Genomic DNA, 16,730 nt, shown 5'->3' on the forward strand with positions numbered 1-16,730 from the left:
CACCAGAGGGCGCAGATGCGGCGCCTCCACCCCTGGCGCCCAACTTTCGCGGAGCCCACCATGGCGAGCCCCCTGGACGACAACCTGCCCGTCACCCTGCTCATCACCCGCCGCGTGGCGGCGGCACGCTACAACGACTTTCTCGCCTGGCTGCATGAAGGCGAGGACATGGCGAGCGCCTTTCCCGGCTATCTGGGCTCGGGCACGCTCGAACCGCCGCCCGGCGGCACCGACTATCAGATGGTGTTCCGCTTCGCCAACGAGGCGCAGCTCGCGGCCTGGGCCCGCTCGCCGCAGCGCCAGGCCTGGCTGGACCGCGGCCGCGACCTGGTGCACGAGGCACGGGCGGTGCGCGCGCAAGGGCTGGAAGGCTGGTTCGGCACGAGCGCCCCGCCGCGCTGGAAGCAGGCGGTCACGATCTGGCTGGTGTTCTTTCCGGTATCGCTGGCCTTCACCGCCATGCTCGGCCACTACCTGGAAGCCCTGCCACTCTTCTGGCGGGTACTGTTCAGCACGACCATGCTGACGCCGATCATGGTGTTCGTGTTCATCCCCTTGGCCACACGCGTGCTGCGCCGCTGGCTCGTGCCGCAGCCGCACGGCGTGGACGTGCGCAAGCCGGCCTAGGCCGGTTGGCAAACTCGCGGCCGGCGGCCGATGGGGGAGCCGGCACGAACGGCGGCAGCGCTCAGGCCCGGGCAGGCGCAGCCATCCCGGCCCGATCGCGCAGCGAACCGGCAAACCCGGGCATGCGCCGGGGCTGGCGTCAAATCAACGTCTGGGGAAGAGAATCCGTCGAGGCGGGTCGGCGCCGAATATTGCGCCGATCGACCCCGGCGGCAGGCGTCGTCAGTTGGGACGGCGACGCGGGGCTGCGGCCGGACGGCCGGGCAGGTGGCGAAACGTGATGCGGCCCTTGGTGAGATCGTAGGGCGACAGCTCCAGCGAGACCTTGTCACCCGCAAGAATGCGGATGTGGTTCTTGCGCATTTTGCCGGAGGAATAAGCGGTCAGGGCATGACCGTTGTCCAGCGTGATACGGTAGCGGGAATCCGGCAGTACTTCGTCGACGGTCCCGTTCATTTCGATGAGTTCTTCTCTAGCCAATAGAGACTCCTTACGTCAGCGTGAACAAGGATCCGGCGCGAGACAACAGGCAGACGACGCCGGCCAAGCCGGCGTGGCTGCGGGATTCGCGGGGAAGATGGCCGTGGCGCAACGGGGTTGCGCCTCCCGGGAGACCGAGGGCCTGGCGGGTAAGCCGTGCGAAGCTCGCACCAGAATGCGGGAAAACCCGTACATGTTACGCCATTTCGGGCCAAATGTCTCCCTCTTTGCTCAAAAACCGTGCCAATTGCGCAACGTCGGCACACGCGCGGCTTGCCTACGCACAAAGTCGGTGCGAATCGGGCCGCGCCTGCTGCGCCAGAACGGCCTCGCCGCTGCTCTTTCGGCGTGAACCGGGCGCTCCCGGCGCCCCGGGAAGACAGTGCTAACACAATGATTTATAATTAAAAGTTATTTCCCGATCATCCGGCACACCCCGTGGCGAACCCATCGCAGCACGGCGGGCCGGGTTTGCCGTTCGTCCGGGCTGTCCGCGGCAGTCCGTATCAGGCACCGGACACTGTGTCCACCTTTTCTCTCAGCCGTTCACACAAGGGGGGTGCGATGCAAGGTTTGCATCTGACTGGCGATCTCTACAACTGCAACTGTAGCGAGGCCATCCTGATTGATCTGCCCATGCTCGAGGGCATCTGCCGCCAGGCCACGCTCGACGCCGGGCTCACCATCGTCGACGACAAGTTCTTCCTGTTCCCGGACGTCGACGGACAGCCGGGCGGCATCACGGGCACATTGCTGCTGGCCGAATCCCACTTGGCGATCCACACCTGGCCGGAGCGTCGCGGTGTGACGCTGGATGTCTATGTGTGCAACTACATGCAGGACAACTCCGGCAAGGCCCGCGCCCTGTTCGACAGGCTGGTGCAGACGCTGCGCCCGGAGACCTGGCAGGGCGAGGAAATCCTGCGGGGCGACCTGGCGCAGCCGGAAGCCGTGCGCAGGGAACTGCTGCGCGAATGGAGCACACCCAACTCCGTATTCGGCACGCGCCCGCAGAAGCAGCTCGAAGCGCGCCAGACCGAGTTCCAGCGCGTGGACGTTTACGACACGCCCGACTTCGGCCGCCTGTTTCGCCTGGACGGCCGCTTCATGACCTCCGAGCGCGACGAGTTCATCTACCACGAGTGCATGGTGCATCCGGCGGCGTTGGCGCATGCCGCGCCCCGCCGCGCGCTGGTGCTCGGCGGTGGCGATGGCGGCTCCAGCGAGGAGCTGCTCAAGCACCCCGGCATGGAGCGCGTGGTGATGGCCGAACTCGATCCGGCCGTGATCGAGATCGCCAAGGCGTACCTGCAGCGCGTGCACCGCGGCGTCTTCGACGACCCGCGGCTGGAAGTGAAGGTCGGCGACGGTTTCGCCTTCGTGCGCGACACCGACGAGACCTTCGACCTGATCGTCCTCGACCTGACCGACCCCGACACGCCCGCGGAACAGCTCTACACGGCGGATTTCTTCCGCATGTGCCAGCGCATCCTGGCCCCGGGAGGCGCACTCAGCCTGCACATCGGTTCGCCCGTGTATGGCGAAGCCAACGTGCGCCGCCTGGCCGGCGCCTTGCGCGAAGTCTTCACCCACGTACGCCCGATGACCGCCTTCGTGCCCTTGTACGGCTCGCTGTGGGCCATGGCCGTCGCCAGCGACGCGCTGGACCCCGCCGCCCTCGACGGCGAGCAGGTCGACGCGCGCCTGCGCGAGCGCGGCATCGACGACCTCGCCTACTATGACGGCACGGCGCATCCGGGTCTGTTCGCGCTGCCGCGCTACGTGCGGCGCCTGACCGATCCCGCGGCGGCCGACGCCGCGCACTGACCACGGGCCGGCACGCAAGCCTCGGCCGCACGGACGAGGCCCTGCGCGCCCGGCCCACCCCGGCGCCGACGGCGCCCCCGTCCGGCGGCGAGGCAGCCTGCGTCGCCAGGCAGAAACGACCCACTCTGCGAGAGGCCCCTATGAAATATGTGCGGTATGGAGAGGCCGGCCAGGAATGGCCCGGCCTGATCGCCGAAGACGGCACGCTGCGCGACCTGTCCCAGCTCGTCGCGGACATCGACCCGATAAGCATCGCCGACGGCTCGCTCGCGGCCGCCGCCGCGCAATGGCCGACCCTGCCGGTCGTCGAAGGCTCGCCCCGCCTGGGGCCGCCGATCACCGCGCCCGGCAAGTTCCTCGGCGTCGGGCTGAACTACGCGGACCATGCCGCCGAGGCCAAGCTGCCCGTGCCCGAGCAGCCCGTGCTGTTCTTCAAGGCGACGAGTTGCATCAATGGGCCCGACGACGACGTCATCCTGCCCGAAGGCGCCGACACCCTGGACTGGGAAGTCGAACTGGGCTTCGTCATCGGCAAGCCCGCCTATCGCGTCACTCCCGAGCAGGCGCGCGAGCACATCTTCGGCTACCTGGTGGTCAACGACATTTCGGAGCGCACCTGGCAGATCCAGCGCAGCGCCGCGCAATGGACCAAGGGCAAGAGCCACGACACCTTCGGCCCGATCGGTCCCTGGCTGGTCAGCGCCGACGAGATCGCCGACCCCCGGTCGCTGGACCTGTGGCTCAAGGTCAACGGCGAGACCATGCAGTCGGGCAACACCCGGCACATGGTGTTCGACGTATTCCAGGTGCTCGCGGACGCCTCGCAGTACATGCGGCTGATGCCTGGCGACATCATCACCACCGGCACGCCGCCGGGCGTCGCCATGGGCATGAAACCGCCCCGCTACCTGCGGCGCGGCGACGTGATGGAACTTTCGGTGGCAGGGCTGGGCGCCCAGCGCCAGCGAGTCGTCTAGACAGGAGCGGCGCCCCGCCTGCCGGACGCAAGGCCCGGCAGGCGGCAGCCCGGTCTCCCTGGCCTTGCCTCCGGTGTCCTGCGCCTTGCCCGGTTCCTTCGCGGCGTGCTCTGGCTCAGGGCGACGCCGGCCCGGCCGGCGTGGCGCCCAGGAAGGGTTCGCCGCGGCGTTGCGCGGGAGCAGCCTGGGGCTGCGGCTCCGGCGGGATGGGCACGCCGGCCGGCGCGATGCCCGCGGGCTCGGCGGCCCGACCGGACCAGGCGCCGGCAGCCTGCGGTTCGGCCGCGTCGGTCGTGCCGTGGCTGAGGCCGCCGCGTGGGTTCCAGGCCGGCAGTTGCGCACGCAGCATCAGTTGCTGCTCGCGCACCAGGTGCATCTTGCTCACGCGTGCGCCGCGCAGTTCGGCCGCGCTGCGCCGCAGATCCCCGAGCGAGAACGGTTCGCTGTGATCGGCCCACACCCAGCGCATCACGGCCAGCGTGGGCGGCGACACCTGCTGCGCAACCCCCTGCAGCACGTCGGCCGGCACCGCGCCGGCGTTCTCGCGCGCCACGCTGCCGCTCCACACCGACTTCAGTGAGAAGAAGGTGATGAGGGCCAGGACGGCCACCACCGCCCACCAGATGTACATGTTGATGCGGGTGAGAAAGGCAACGGCCGCCGCGTCCGGCGGCCCGAATCGGCTGTAATCGGCGGTGGCGCCGGCGCTGAGGATCAGGCGCGCGACGATCCAGAAGACCACCAGGCCGGCGATGACGATCAGCACGCGCCGGATCAGGTGGGGCATCGCCAGGCGCGAGGCGGTACGGCGCAGCAACTGGCCATCCTCGCGCAGCCGCGCCGGCGATGCGGTGTCCAGGTCTATGGGGGCGTCGGTCACTGCTGGCTCCTTCTCAAATTGGCCCGGGTGCAGGGTCGCATGCATTGTGCCACCGCCATCCGGCGCGGCGAGGCGCCCGCCAACCTTGTTTTATCATCCAGCCGGTCAGGCGCCGTAGCGGCGCCGCCACAACCGCGCGGCCCCCTGGCCGCGCCAGGAGAGACCGACTATGCGCATTTTGCTCGCCATGAACGGCGACGCGGGCCTGTCCCGCTGGATCGAAGCCTTCCGGAAAGCCTTGCCCGAAGCCGAGGTAAGCACCTGGCAGGCCGACGGCCCGGCGCTCGGTGCGGACGTGGCCATCGTCTGGCACCCGCCGGCCGAACTCTTCGTGCGCGAGACCGGCCTGCGCGCCGTGTTCAACCTGGGCGCGGGTGTGGACGGCCTGCTGAAGATCCCGACGCTGCCCTCCACCCTGCCGGTGATCCGCCTGGAAGATGCCGGCATGACGGTGCAGATGGCCGAATACGCCCTGCACGCGCTGTGGGAGGCGTCGCGCAGCTTCGCCAGCTACCGGCAAGCACAGGGCGAGCACGAGTGGCGCATGCTGCCGGTCACGCGCCGCCATGAATGGCCGGTCGGCGTGCTCGGCATGGGCAAGGTCGGCGCACGGGTGGCGCAGGCCGTCGCCGAGTTCGAGTATCCCGTGGCCGGCTGGTCGCGCGGCGGCCACGGGCTGCCGGGCATCGAGGACTTCGCCGGCGCGCAGGCGCTGGACGCGTTTCTCGCGCGCACGCGCGTGCTGATCAACGCCCTGCCGCTCACGCCCGACACGCGCGACATCCTGAATCGCGACACGTTCGCCAAGCTGCTGCCGGGCGCCTACGTCGTCAATGTCGGCCGCGGCGAACACCTGGTCGAGGAAGACCTGCTGGCGGCGCTCGCCTCCGGCCACGTCGCCGGCGCCACGCTGGACGTGTTCCGCACCGAGCCCCTGCCGCAGGAGCATCCGTTCTGGTCCCACCCGGCGATCACGATCACCCCGCACACCGCCGCGCGGACCCTGCGCACGGAGTCCGTCAAGCAGATCGCCGACAAGATCCGCCAGCTCGCCAAGGGTGAAAGCGTCAGCGGCGTGGTCGACCGCCCGCGCGGCTACTGATCGCCTGCGGCGTGCGGCCGAGACGGCGGCCAGGCCGGCCAGCGGGCCGCCGCAGCCGTCCGCCCGACCGGGGCCGCACCGGCACGCGCAGGCTCACAGTTCGCCGTAGGAATGCAGGCCGGACAGGAACATATTGACGCCGAGAAAGGCGAAGCCCGTGATGAGCAGGCCGATCAACGCCCAGTAGGCGGCGAAGGTGCCGCGCAGGCCTTTCATGAGGCGCATGTGCAGCCAGGCGGCGTAGTTCAGCCAGACGATCAGGGCCCAGGTTTCCTTGGGGTCCCACTGCCAGTAGGCGCCCCAGGCCTCGGCGGCCCACAGCGCGCCGAGAATGGTCGCCACGGTAAAAAAGGCGAAGCCCACCGCGATGGCCTTGTACATGATGTCGTCCAGCACCTCGAGCGCTGGCAGGCGCTCGGCGAGCCGGCGCCGCGCCAGCAGGATCGAGCCGACGACCAGCGCCCCCACACCGAAATAGACCATCCAGTAGGCCGACAGGCCCTCGCTGCGAAACACCAGCGGCTCGACGGCCAGCAGCACCCCCAGCACGAACAGCGGCGCGAGCCGCTTCCAGGAACGGGTCTGCCCGTGCACCTTGACCAGATAGGCGAAGGCCACCATGGCGGCGAGCGAAAACGTGCCGTAGCCGATGAAGTTTGCCGGTACGTGCAGCTTCATCCACCAGCTTTTCAGGGCAGGCACGAGCGGCTGGATCTGGTAGGCGTCGCGGGCCACGGTGTACCAGACGAGAAAGCCGATGGCCGCGGTCACCACGAGCATCACGAAAGCGCCCAGGCTGCGCGTGTCGTAGCGCGCTTCGTAATACAGATAGAACAGCGCGGTCACCAGCGCGAACAGGATGATGACCTCGTACAGGTTGCTGACCGGGATGTAGCCGATGCCGGGGCCGAGCAGATGGCTTTCGTACCAGCGCACCAGCAGGCCGGTGGCGCCGGCGAACACGGCGCCCCAACTGAGCGCGGTGCCCAGCCAGGCGGCGGTGGCGCTGCGCGCGCCCAGGCCGATCCAGTAACAGGCCGTGGCCAGCACGAAGAGCGTGCTCATCCAGAGGATGGCCGACTGCGAGGACAACAGGTAGCGCAACAGGAAGGCTTCGTCGGCCCGCGCGATCTGCCCGCCGTACAGCGTGAGCGCCAGGCCGGCCGACACGGCCAGCGCGAGCATGAGCACGCGCAGTGGGCGCCACAGCCAGCCCAGCCAGGCCAGCACCGGCACCGTGCCGATCAGGATCGCCCGGTCGTAGCCGTCCATCACGCTGCCGGCGCGCTGCAGAGCGAACCAGGCGCCGACGGCCAGCAGCACCAGGAACACGGCGTCCGTCCAATCCGGACGGCGGCGCACACCCGGCCCCTGCTCCAGCCAGCGATCGTCCTCGCCCTCTTGCCCCGCGCGCAGGGCCCCGTCATTCAGAGGAGCCTTCGGCCCCGACAGAGGGCTCCTTCGCTCGAGCTCGCCGTGACCGGCAAGGCTTGCGCTTTGGTCCGTCGTCATGTCAGTCTCCGCGCGTCAGCGCGTAGGGGGTGGGTTTCATTTGTCTCCCCGCTTGCCGTAGAGGCGAGCGAACTCGGCCTCCAGACGCTTGAATTCCTGGTTGAAGTCGAGTGTACGCCGTTGCGAGGTCATGGCCATCAGCGCCCGGCTGCCGCCGCCTTCCGGCCGCAGCCACACCCAGAGCCGGCGCTCGCGCACGTAGAACATGGCGAACACGCCCATCACCAACAGCAGGCAGCCCGTATAGACAGCCAGCTTGCCCGGCGAGCGGTTGAGCTGGAACACGCTGGCCTGCACGTGCTTGAAGTCGCTCAGCACGAACGCCACGGGCGCGGGATACAGGGAGAGATCGGACAGCGCCGCGAGACTTTGCCGCAGCCAGGCATCCTGTTGCTGGGCGAGCGCCAATGAGGCCGCGTCCACCGGGGGCAGCCCGTGGGCCTCGCGCGATACCGCCCGCAGGTCGGCCATCGCGCCGCCCAGCAGGCGCACCACCACCTCGGCCGCACGCGGCAGCTCGTCGGCGGGCACGTTGGCTTCCAGGAACGCCGTCAGCGCCTGCAGACCGCCGTCGGCGAACACGTCCAGCGCCCGATTGGCCGAATCCTCCACCGCACGCGCCATCTCCTGCGCCGCGGCGGCGCCCTGGCCGCCCTCGGTGTTGCGCCGGGCGAAGCGGCGAGCGGCCTCGGCGCGGGCCTCGCCGTCGGCCAGCGTGGCGCGCAGTTGCAGGAACTCGGTGAGCGTACCGTCCTCGCCCGCGGGAATCCGCACGTAGCGAAAGGACTCCTGCGCATTGCGGCGCGTACCGAGCAGGAATACGCGCTGGTCGTCCAGCGTGACCGGCAGCATGTAGTTGTGGAATTCGCTGACCTGGCCGGCCGCGTCGACGAGCTGGTATTCGATGCTGGGCCCCACGTTCTGGAAACGCCGGCCGAGATCGCGCACCGCACTGCCCGTGACGGCCGCCACGTGCTCGCCGAGCGCCATCGGCTGCGCCGCGCCGGCCTGCTCCACGTTCTCGACGTTGATCGGGCGCAGGGCCGTGAAGCGCAGCGCGCCGGCGGGCCCAGGCGCGGCGGCGTCGGCCAGCTCGACCGTGTCGCCGATCACACCCTGCACGCGGAACGGCTCGCCGCCAAGGCCGTCCAGCGCATAGCCCGTCAGCGTGACGGAACTGCCGCCATCGTCGAAGCTGGACTGATACACCGTCACGCCCTTGTACGTCAGCGGTTCGTTGACCCGGATCGTGTAGGGAAACGACTCGCCCGTCTGCGGGTCGGTGACCGTCACATCGCTGCGAAAATCGCTCGGCATGCCGGTCGCGTAGTAATCGACCGTGAACTTGTCCAGGCGGATCTGGAAGGGCAAGGGCTGCACCAAGGCGCCGTCGCCCAGCATGACCACCGAATTCGCGGTCTGCACACCCTCAGGGATCAGCGCCGTCGCCCGGTAGCCCGGGTTGTCGACCGACAGCCGGCCGCTGCCCGGCACGTCGGCCAGGCGCATGTTCTCGTACACCGGCTGCTTGCCGCCCAGCCAGACTTGCAGGCGGATCGGCAATTCACTGTCGAACAGCCCGCCCACGCAGATGACCACGATGGCGAGGTGGGCGCAGATGTAACCCAGCCGGTTGCCGGCGCCGGCCTTGGCGGCGACCACCATGCCCTCGCCCTGCGCCCGGGCGCGCACCCGAAAGCCCCGCCGCGTCAGCCAGCGCTCCGCCCGCTCGGCGGCCTGCGCCGGCGCCGCGTCGGCATGCGCCTCTGCACGATGCGGGAAGGATCGCCAACTGGTTTCGCGCGCGTGCTCGCGAAACGACATCGCGTCGCGCAGCAGCGTGGGCGCGTTGCGCCACAGGCACACGCTGGTCGACAGCACCAGGAAGGTCATGATGAGCAGGAACCAGCCGGCGTTGTAGACGTTGTAGAGCTGCAGCAGATCGAACAGCCGCGCCCAGAACGGGCCGAACTGATCGACGTAGTTGTTGAGCGGCTGATTCTGCGGCAACACCGTGCCGGCGACGCTGGCGATGCTGATCAGCGTGAGCAGGCTGATGGCAAAACGCATCGAACCGATCAGTTCGATGAAGTCAGCGAATCGGCGGCGGGACGGTACAGGTGTGGAAACGGCGACTTGGCTCATCGGGAAAACGAAAACACCGTGGCGGGCATGGTGGCGCGCCCGGCAAAGCATACCCGGGCCGCGCTGCCTCGGCCCAGGGCCGCACGCCGACGCACCGTTGAGGTTCGGAGCCCCGCCGCCGGGAAAAGTTCAGCGCAGGCCGGCGGCGTAATCGGACACCGCCCGGATCTCGGCGTCGGTGAGCCGCAGGGCGATGTCGTGCATCGGCTGGTTGCTGCTGCGCTCGCCGCTGCGGAAATGCTCGAGCTGGGTTTGGATATAGCTGCTGAACTGCCCGCCGAGATAGGGATACTGCCCCGGAATGCCAGCGCCGTCGGCGCCGTGACAGGCCGCACAGGCCGGCACGTTCTTGCTGGCGATGCCGCCGCGCCAGATCTTCTGGCCCAGTTCGACCAGATCCTCATGGCCCGCGGTGGCCGGGTTCTGCACCGTCTGCGTGGCGATGTAGAGCGACAGGTCGGCGATGTCCTGGTCGCTGAGCGGCTGGGCCATCGGGTTCATCACCGGGCTCACCCGCACGGGCGGCGCGCCGTCGGGCCCGGGCCGCAGGTCGCGCAACTGGTGCTGGATGTAGGAAGCCGGCTGGCCGGCCAGCTTGGGGTTGGCCTCGATGGAACTGTCGCCCGCCGCGCCGTGGCAGCTCGCACAGGAGACGAGGCCGCGTGCCGCATCGCCCTGCTCGAACAGGCTGGCGCCGCGCTTGGCGTCCGGCTTGGCCACTCCCTCCGCCGCATGCGACGGTACGACGAAAGACACTCCGATCATCAGACTGCTTGCCAAAAGCATCCGGGACAGCACAGGCTTCATGTAGACCTCGTAACCGACGGAGAGGACGGCCGGCAGATGCACGAAAATAGTGCAAGGCGCAACAAACCTTTCGATTCTACCGTCAAAGGGCGGGCTCGACCGTAGGGCAAAACCCCTAGGTTGACGCTAGGCCCGGGTGCATTCGGCTCCGGTGCGCTGCACAAGCGGAGTGCGGCGCACTGCCTTGGGCTGCCCTGAGCCGCTTGGGCAGCCCCACGAGGCTGGCCCCTTCAGGTCGCCTGCGCCAACCCCGTCTCGTAGACCAGTTGGGCCGCCGCCAGGTCCTCCAGCGCCGAACCGACCGATTTGAACACCGTCACGGTATCCGCGTCTTCGCGGCCGCGGGCCGTGCCCCGGCAGAGCGCGTCCAGCCGCCCGCGGACGTCCTGGGCGCACAGCGTGCCCGCCGCCTGGGCCGCCAGCAGGTCGCCCGCCTTGGCCAGCGCCTCGTCCGTGTCCACGTAGACCGCGCTGCCCGCGAAGCAACCGGGATCGGCCTCGATCATCGACGGCTTGAAACTGCCGATCAGGTCCAGGTGCGTTCCCGGCGCCAGCCAGTCGCCCTGGACCAGCGGGGCCTCGGAAAGCGTGGCGCAGCTCACGATGTGCGCCCGGCGCACCGCGGCCTCCAGGTCCGTGACCGGCTGCGCCTCCCAGCCCTGGGCGGCGAGACTGTCGGCCAGCCGCGCGGCGGACGCCGCGCGCCGACTCCATACACGCACGCGGCGCAGTGCGCGCACGGCGCCATAGGCCGGTGCGAGCATGGCCGCGACGCGGCCGGAGCCGACGATCAGCAGCTCCTGCGCGTCGGCCCGCGCGAGGTAGTCGGCGGCCAGGGCCGAGGCCGCCGCGGTGCGGCGCGACGTCACTTCGTCGCCATCGACATAGGCCAGCGGCACGCCCGTGGCGGCGTCATACAGCGCATAGGTCGAATGCAGGCCGGGCAGGCCGCGGCGGGCGTTGTCCGGGTAGATGTTCACGGTCTTGATGCCCAGGTAGCCCGCCGCATTCCAGGCCGGCATGATGAGCACCGTGCCCTGCCCGCCGTTGGCGCCCACCGTGTGCGTGTGCCGCAGGGGGACGTCGGCGCCCTCGGCGAAGGCGCGGCGCAGCGCGGGAATCAGGGTCTCGAAGCCCAGGGCGGCGCGCGTGCGCGCCGCGTCGAAAACGATCATGGCAATCTCGAAGAAGGAAGTTCAGCGCAACAGGGTGGCGAAGGGCTCGATGGTGCTGCGATCGGCCTGGCGGCCCGGTGCCGGCACGGCGATGCCCATGCCCGGCGCATCCCCGAGCGCGACGCGGCCGGCGGCGATGCGCCGCGCCGCCGGCGGCGCCAGGTGTCGCAGATGGTCGTGGAACTCGTGGTACTCCGCGATCGCGACGTTGCGCGAGGCTGCGGCGAAATGCAGGGTGGCGGTCTGCATGACGGCGGTGGCGTAGGTTTGCGGCGTGCTCGGCACCCCCAGGGCGGCGGCCTGCGCATCCAGTCGCTGCGCGCCCGAGAATCCGCCGCACAGCCCCAGGCAGAACTGCAGATAGCCCACCGCGCGCGCTTCGAGCAGCGCGGCGAAGCGCTGCTCCAGATACTCCGCCTCCGTCGCGATCACCGGCATGCTGCGGTTGATGTCCGCCATGCCCGCGACATCGTCGAACGGCAGCGGGGCCTGCAGGGCCTGCACGCCGTAAGTGCGCAGCCGCTCGCACCAGGCCGGCGCATCGTCGCGGGTGAGCTGGTTGACCGCGTCGGCCCACAACCGGGTGCCGGGCCCCACGGCGGCGCGCACAGCGGCCACGCGCGCGCAGTCCGGCTCCAGGCCCAGGGCGCCGATCTTCATCTTCACCGCGGTGTGGCCCGCCGCGACGTAGCCGCGCATCTCCGCCGCCAGGTCGGCCGGGTGCGCACCGTCGCGGTACAGCCCGCCGCTGGCGTACACCGCGGCCACGCCGTCGGTGCCGCCCAGCGCCCGCCAGAGCGGGATGCCGCGCGTGCGCGCATGCGCGTCCCAGCAGGCCATGTCGGCCGCGCTCCACGCTGCCGCGACCTGAGCGCTGGACGCCGGCGGGCAGCGCCAACCGCCGGGCGCGTCGATGCGCATGCCCAGGAGGCGCGGCGCCACGTCATTGGCCAGTTCGGCCAGCACCGGCGCCGGGTCGGCCGGGGCCGACCACGCCTCGCCCAGGCCCCAGGCGCCGTTGTCCAGATGCACCGCCAGCAGCGGCGCCTGGCGTTCGCGCCAGCGGAAGCTGGGATTCCAGGCCCGCCCGTCCAGCGTCCGGTGAAAGCGCAGGACGTCGACGCGCGCGATGCGCGTCATTGCGCCCACTGCTCCTTGATGAGCGACGGCGTCGAGCTTGCTTCCACACCCTTGCCCTTGAGGTACTGGGCATAGAGCTCCTGCACGCGGCCGCTCTCGTACAGCTTGCGGAATTCGCCGTCGAGGTACTCCTTGAACGCCTGGTCTTCCTGTTTGCGCATGCCGGCGCTGGTCGAGAGCGCGACCACCGGGCTGGGGATCACGATCTCGCCCTTCTTGATGCGCGAGTAGGCGACCGCGAGCACCGGCGTATAGAAGCCGATGGCGTCCACGCGGCGGGCGAACAGCGCGGCCACGGCCTCGTCGTTGTTGCCGAACCGTTCGATGGTGGCGTTCTGCAGACGCTTGGTGAGGTCGCGGTCCGGCGCCGTGCCCAGGCCCACGCCGACGCGGGTGCCGGACTGGTCGAGGTCGTCCCAGGTCTTGACGCTCAGCCCATCGCGCACCAGCACGCCCTGGGCGTACCAGAACAGCGGCTCGTCCGTGAAATCCGCGGCCTTCTTGCGCTCCTCGGTCGCGTCCAGGATGAACATCACGTCCATCTGCCCGGCCTGCAGGCCCGCCACCGCATTGCCCCAGGTGGTCTCGACCGTCTGCACCTTGACGCCCAGGTCCTTGGCAACCTCCTCGGCGATCAGCACGCCCAGGCCGGTCCATTGTCCCGTGGCCGGGTCCTTGAAGTAGTAGGGATCGCCTGGCGCGACGCCGATGCGCATCACGCCGCTCTGCTTGATCTGCTCCATGGTGGAAGGGGCCTGCGCGTGCGCGGCGAGTGGTGCCGCCGCGAGTGCGGTGGCCAGGCCCAGCGCCGCGAGGCAGCGCTGCATGAACGAAAACGAGGTGAACATGGCAGTGACTCCGAGGGTTTACTGGCGTTGCAGATACCGCTTTTCCAGGCGCGATGCCAGGTACGTGCCGGGGTAGATGAGGAGGAAGTACACCAGGGCGAGAATGGTGAAGGTCTCGAGCGGGTTGAAGTACACGGTGCTGAGCCAGCGGCCCTGGTACATCAGCTCGTGCACGGTGATCACGGACGCCACCGAGGTGTTCTTGGCGAGTTCGATGCCGCGGTTGGTGAAGGCGGGCAGCATGCGCCGCATCACCTGGGGCAGCACCACGCGCCGCAGCGCCCGCGCGCGCGTCATGCCCAGCGCCTTGGCGCCCTCCCACTGCCCGCGCGGGATCGACAGCATGCCGCCGCGAAAGATCTCGGCCGCGTAGGCCGACGAGTTGAGCACCAGGCCGAACAGGGCCGCGGTGAACGGGCTGAGCTGCACCCCCAGCAGGATCGGCATGGCATAGAAGAACCACACCAGTTGCACGAGGATCGGAATGTTCCGGAAAACCTCCACGTAGCCGCGCGCCGTCCAAGCAATGAGCGGGTTGCGCGACAGGCGCGCCAGCCCGATGAGCAGGCCCAGCAGCATGCACAGCGGAAAGGCGATGGCCCACAGCAGCGCGGTCGTGCCCAGCCCGCGCAGCAGCACGATGTAATTGTCGAACAGCGGGGCGAAGTTCCAGGTGTAGTCCATCTCAGCCTCCGACGTGCGATACGAGCAGGCGCTTCTCGGCCACCCGCGCGAGCATGCTGAGCAGCAGCAGCGACACGAAGAAAAGCAGCGCGACCGTGGAATACACCTCCAGCGGCCGGAAGGTCGCCGAATTCACCTGCATCGCCTGGTAGAGCAGATCGGCATAGGCCAGCGTGGAGGCGAGCGCGGTGGTCTTGATGAGCTCGAAGGAGCGCTCCATGAAAGGCGCGAGCATGCGCTGCATGGCCTGCGGCAGCACGATGCGGCGCAAGGCCTGCCGGTTGCTCATGCCGATGGCGCGCGCACCTTCCCATTGGCCGCGCTCGATCGACTGCACGCCGCCGCGAAACACCTCGGCGTAGAAGGCGCCCGACTGCGTCGCCAGCGCGATCACCGCGGCGGCATAGGGCGACAGCGAGATGTCCAGCACTACCGGCAGCGCATAATAGGCCCAGAAGAAGTGCACCAGCGGCGGCGTGTTGCGATAGAACTCGGTGATCCACAGCGCCGGCAACCGCAGTGCGCGCCGGGCCGACAGCCGCATCGTGGCGAGCACCGCGCCGAACACCACGCCCAGCACGATCGACACGGCGGCGATGCGGAACGTGCCCCACAGCCCGGTGAGGAACATCCCGCGGTAGGCCCACATCGCGCCGAAATCCCATTCATAGCCCATGAGCCTCTCCGCTTCGGTGTCAGCGCGCGACGTAGTCGGCGTAGAGCGCGGCCAGGCGCGCCGTGACCGGCCCCAGGCCTTCCGTGATCTCGCCGACGGGCCGGCCATCGATCTCGCGCACGGGCGTGAGCCCGCCCAGCGTGCCCGTCACGAAGGCCTCGTCCGCGGCATAGGTCTGGGCCAGCGTGAAGTCGCCCTCGTAGACCGTCATGCCCGCCTCGCGCGCCAGGCGCAGCACGGTCTGCCGGGTGATGCCGTTGAAGTTGTAGAGCCCGCTGGAGCACCACAGCTCGCCCTTGCGCACGATGAAGAAATTGGTCGAGTTGCAGCTCGCCACGAAGCCCCGGGAATCCAGCATCAGGGCCTCGTCCGCGCCGGCGTTGATGGCCTGGATCAGCGCCTGGATGAAGTTCAGCCGGCTGTGCGAGTTCAGGTGCAGGTCGAACACATCCGGATTGCTGCACCGGATCGTCGACGTGAAGAGCTTGAGCCCGCGCGCCTTGGCCGCGGCATCGACCACCTTGTGCTCGGCCACGCACACGATGGTCGCGCCGCCCAGGATGAAGCGCGGGTCCTGGTTGGGCGTGCTCTTGCGGCCCCGGGTGATCATCAGCCGGGCATGCGCGCCGTCGGTCATGCCGTTGCGCGTGAAGGTCTGCATCACGACGTCCTTGGTTTCTTCGCGCGACATGCCGATGTCCAGCATGATGGCGCGCGCGCCCTCGAACAACCGGTCGATGTGCGCATCGAAGGACACCACCTTGCCCTTGACCAGCCGCAGGCCCTCCCACACGCCGTCGCCGCACACGAAGCCGGCGTCGAAGATGGAGACCGACGCCTGATCGCGCGGGACGAACTCGCCATTGAGATAGACCAGCACCTGCGCGTTGCGCGGGTCGGCCACATAGGCCTGGGAACTGGTCTGCGAGCGGAACGAAGGGGTGAAAGTCATGGCTATGTCCGGTGACGGGGCCGGCCGGCGCGCCGGCTCGGGGAAATGCCGGGCCGCCCCGAGTTTCCTTGCCCCCGCGAGGGGGGCAGTCTGGGCGCCGCCCGGCCTCCGGGGGGCCCTCAGAAACTGAAGGCGGTGAAACGTTCGAGAAAGCGCTGGGTGCGCTCGCGCTGGGGATGCTTGAGCACGGCTTCGGGCGGGCCCTCTTCGTGGAAGACGCCGTCGGCGACGAAGACCACGCGGCTCGCGAAGTGGTAGGCGAAGCCCAGCTCGTGCGTCACGAGCAGCATCGTGCGCCCTTCGCTGCCGAGGTCGCGGATCACGCTCAGCACCTCGCCCACCAGTTCCGGGTCCAGCGAGGAGGTGGGCTCGTCAAAGAGCAGCACCTGGGGCTCCATGGCCAGCGCGCGGGCGATCGCCACCCGCTGCTGCTGCCCGCCGGACAAGCGGCCGGGATACACGTGCGCCTTGTCGGCCAGGCCGACCTTGTCCAGCTCGCGCATCGCCTTGGCATGGGCCGCGTCGCGCGCCTCGCCCTTCACGGTGCGCAGCCCCTCCATGACGTTCTGCACCACCGTCATGTGCGGGAACAGGTTGAACTGCTGGAACACCATGCCCACCGAGCGGCGCACCGCGCACAGCTCGGCTTCGCTGTACTGCATCACCCGCTCGCCGCCGGCCTGCGCACCCGTCGGGCGGCCCACGGTGCGGCCCAGGATCTCGATCTCGCCGGCGCTGGGCATCTCCATGAAGTTCAGGCAGCGCAGCAAGGTGCTCTTGCCCGAGCCGCTGGAGCCCAGGATGGCGATGCGCTCGCCCGGCGCCACGTCGAGGTCGATGCCGCGCAGGACGTGCAGATCGCCGAAGCGCTTGTGCAGGCCGCGGATGCGGATGATGG

16 protein-coding genes are annotated in these 16,730 nt (G+C 69.4%); 4 read left to right on the forward strand and 12 right to left on the reverse strand.

Annotated elements, in window-relative coordinates; all coding sequences use genetic code 11:
* Positions 1 to 60 precede the first annotated feature (60 nt).
* Positions 61 to 627, forward strand: coding sequence for an antibiotic biosynthesis monooxygenase (locus tag FOZ76_RS12690; protein WP_143948641.1), 567 nt, complete (start codon positions 61 to 63; stop codon positions 625 to 627).
* 222 nt (positions 628 to 849) lie between these two features.
* Here the strand turns inward: FOZ76_RS12690 and infA are convergent, their stop codons facing one another.
* Positions 850 to 1,107 (reverse strand): translation initiation factor IF-1, encoded by a 258-nt coding sequence (gene infA / locus FOZ76_RS12695; RefSeq protein ID WP_143948642.1) that lies wholly within the window; start codon positions 1,105 to 1,107, stop codon positions 850 to 852.
* 564 nt (positions 1,108 to 1,671) lie between these two features.
* Between infA and speE the strand changes: the two genes are divergently transcribed.
* Together speE and FOZ76_RS12705 are read left to right on the forward strand one after the other, a co-directional pair.
* The gene (gene speE / locus FOZ76_RS12700) at positions 1,672 to 2,934 is read left to right on the forward strand and encodes a polyamine aminopropyltransferase (protein WP_143948643.1); all 1,263 of its coding nucleotides are present in this window, start codon (positions 1,672 to 1,674) and stop codon (positions 2,932 to 2,934) included.
* A 140-nt stretch (positions 2,935 to 3,074) separates the two neighbouring features.
* Positions 3,075 to 3,911, forward strand: a complete 837-nt coding sequence (locus FOZ76_RS12705; protein ID WP_143948644.1) for a fumarylacetoacetate hydrolase family protein — start codon at positions 3,075 to 3,077, stop codon at positions 3,909 to 3,911.
* Positions 3,912 to 4,026: 115 nt separating this feature from the next.
* Here the strand turns inward: FOZ76_RS12705 and FOZ76_RS12710 are convergent, their stop codons facing one another.
* Positions 4,027 to 4,791: a hypothetical protein gene (locus FOZ76_RS12710; RefSeq protein ID WP_143948645.1), complete on the reverse strand. Its 765-nt coding sequence runs from the start codon at positions 4,789 to 4,791 to the stop codon at positions 4,027 to 4,029.
* 169 nt (positions 4,792 to 4,960) lie between these two features.
* Here FOZ76_RS12710 and FOZ76_RS12715 point away from each other — a divergent pair, with 169 nt between their 5' ends.
* The gene (locus FOZ76_RS12715; protein ID WP_143948646.1) at positions 4,961 to 5,893 is read left to right on the forward strand and encodes a 2-hydroxyacid dehydrogenase; all 933 of its coding nucleotides are present in this window, start codon (positions 4,961 to 4,963) and stop codon (positions 5,891 to 5,893) included.
* 93 nt (positions 5,894 to 5,986) lie between these two features.
* Here the strand turns inward: FOZ76_RS12715 and ccsB are convergent, their stop codons facing one another.
* From ccsB to FOZ76_RS12765, 10 genes are all read right to left on the reverse strand, one after another.
* Complete coding sequence (gene ccsB, locus FOZ76_RS12720; protein WP_143948647.1) at positions 5,987 to 7,405, reverse strand: c-type cytochrome biogenesis protein CcsB; 1,419 nt, start codon at positions 7,403 to 7,405, stop codon at positions 5,987 to 5,989.
* Between the two features lie 36 nt (positions 7,406 to 7,441).
* Positions 7,442 to 9,550, reverse strand: a complete 2,109-nt coding sequence (locus FOZ76_RS12725; protein ID WP_246129481.1) for a cytochrome c biogenesis protein ResB — start codon at positions 9,548 to 9,550, stop codon at positions 7,442 to 7,444.
* Positions 9,551 to 9,679: 129 nt separating this feature from the next.
* A complete protein-coding gene (locus tag FOZ76_RS12730; RefSeq protein ID WP_211366223.1) occupies positions 9,680 to 10,357 on the reverse strand; it encodes a c-type cytochrome in 678 nt (225 codons plus the stop codon).
* A 230-nt stretch (positions 10,358 to 10,587) separates the two neighbouring features.
* Complete coding sequence (lhpI, locus tag FOZ76_RS12735; protein ID WP_143948648.1) at positions 10,588 to 11,532, reverse strand: bifunctional Delta(1)-pyrroline-2-carboxylate/Delta(1)-piperideine-2-carboxylate reductase; 945 nt, start codon at positions 11,530 to 11,532, stop codon at positions 10,588 to 10,590.
* A gap of 21 nt (positions 11,533 to 11,553) precedes the next feature.
* On the reverse strand, positions 11,554 to 12,672 hold the full coding sequence (locus tag FOZ76_RS12740) for an enolase C-terminal domain-like protein (protein ID WP_143948649.1): 1,119 nt from the start codon (positions 12,670 to 12,672) through the stop codon (positions 11,554 to 11,556).
* Positions 12,669 to 13,520 carry a transporter substrate-binding domain-containing protein gene (locus FOZ76_RS12745; protein WP_211366226.1) on the reverse strand — a complete coding sequence of 284 codons (852 nt, stop codon included), beginning with the start codon at positions 13,518 to 13,520 and terminating at the stop codon, positions 12,669 to 12,671. The genes FOZ76_RS12740 and FOZ76_RS12745 overlap by 4 nt, the downstream gene beginning before the upstream one ends.
* An 18-nt stretch (positions 13,521 to 13,538) precedes the next feature.
* Complete coding sequence (locus FOZ76_RS12750) at positions 13,539 to 14,204, reverse strand: amino acid ABC transporter permease (RefSeq protein ID WP_143948650.1); 666 nt, start codon at positions 14,202 to 14,204, stop codon at positions 13,539 to 13,541.
* Position 14,205: 1 nt separating this feature from the next.
* The gene (locus FOZ76_RS12755) at positions 14,206 to 14,880 is read right to left on the reverse strand and encodes an amino acid ABC transporter permease (RefSeq protein ID WP_143948651.1); all 675 of its coding nucleotides are present in this window, start codon (positions 14,878 to 14,880) and stop codon (positions 14,206 to 14,208) included.
* A gap of 19 nt (positions 14,881 to 14,899) precedes the next feature.
* Positions 14,900 to 15,832: an aminotransferase class IV gene (locus FOZ76_RS12760; protein WP_143948652.1), complete on the reverse strand. Its 933-nt coding sequence runs from the start codon at positions 15,830 to 15,832 to the stop codon at positions 14,900 to 14,902.
* Positions 15,833 to 15,951: 119 nt separating this feature from the next.
* On the reverse strand, positions 15,952 to 16,728 hold the full coding sequence (locus FOZ76_RS12765) for an amino acid ABC transporter ATP-binding protein (protein ID WP_170235426.1): 777 nt from the start codon (positions 16,726 to 16,728) through the stop codon (positions 15,952 to 15,954).
* Positions 16,729 to 16,730: the final 2 nt, after the last annotated feature.

Source organism: Verticiella sediminum (assembly GCF_007558815.1).
GTDB classification, from domain to species: Bacteria; Pseudomonadota; Gammaproteobacteria; order Burkholderiales; family Burkholderiaceae_B; genus Verticiella; species Verticiella sediminum.

What these genes read in the sequence shown, in the direction of transcription:
- FOZ76_RS12745 (WP_211366226.1), bottom strand. Translation starts at nt 13,520, where the DNA reads ATGTTCACCTCGTTTTCGTTCATGCAGCGCTGCCTCGCGGCGCTGGGC.
- FOZ76_RS12705 (WP_143948644.1), top strand. Translation starts at nt 3,075, where the DNA reads ATGAAATATGTGCGGTATGGAGAGGCCGGCCAGGAATGGCCCGGCCTG.
- FOZ76_RS12760 (WP_143948652.1), bottom strand. Translation starts at nt 15,832, where the DNA reads ATGACTTTCACCCCTTCGTTCCGCTCGCAGACCAGTTCCCAGGCCTAT.
- FOZ76_RS12730 (WP_211366223.1), bottom strand. Translation starts at nt 10,357, where the DNA reads ATGAAGCCTGTGCTGTCCCGGATGCTTTTGGCAAGCAGTCTGATGATC.
- speE (WP_143948643.1), top strand. Translation starts at nt 1,672, where the DNA reads ATGCAAGGTTTGCATCTGACTGGCGATCTCTACAACTGCAACTGTAGC.
- FOZ76_RS12690 (WP_143948641.1), top strand. Translation starts at nt 61, where the DNA reads ATGGCGAGCCCCCTGGACGACAACCTGCCCGTCACCCTGCTCATCACC.
- FOZ76_RS12725 (WP_246129481.1), bottom strand. Translation starts at nt 9,550, where the DNA reads ATGAGCCAAGTCGCCGTTTCCACACCTGTACCGTCCCGCCGCCGATTC.
- lhpI (WP_143948648.1), bottom strand. Translation starts at nt 11,532, where the DNA reads ATGATCGTTTTCGACGCGGCGCGCACGCGCGCCGCCCTGGGCTTCGAG.
- FOZ76_RS12750 (WP_143948650.1), bottom strand. Translation starts at nt 14,204, where the DNA reads ATGGACTACACCTGGAACTTCGCCCCGCTGTTCGACAATTACATCGTG.
- ccsB (WP_143948647.1), bottom strand. Translation starts at nt 7,405, where the DNA reads ATGACGACGGACCAAAGCGCAAGCCTTGCCGGTCACGGCGAGCTCGAG.
- FOZ76_RS12740 (WP_143948649.1), bottom strand. Translation starts at nt 12,672, where the DNA reads ATGACGCGCATCGCGCGCGTCGACGTCCTGCGCTTTCACCGGACGCTG.
- FOZ76_RS12715 (WP_143948646.1), top strand. Translation starts at nt 4,961, where the DNA reads ATGCGCATTTTGCTCGCCATGAACGGCGACGCGGGCCTGTCCCGCTGG.
- FOZ76_RS12755 (WP_143948651.1), bottom strand. Translation starts at nt 14,880, where the DNA reads ATGGGCTATGAATGGGATTTCGGCGCGATGTGGGCCTACCGCGGGATG.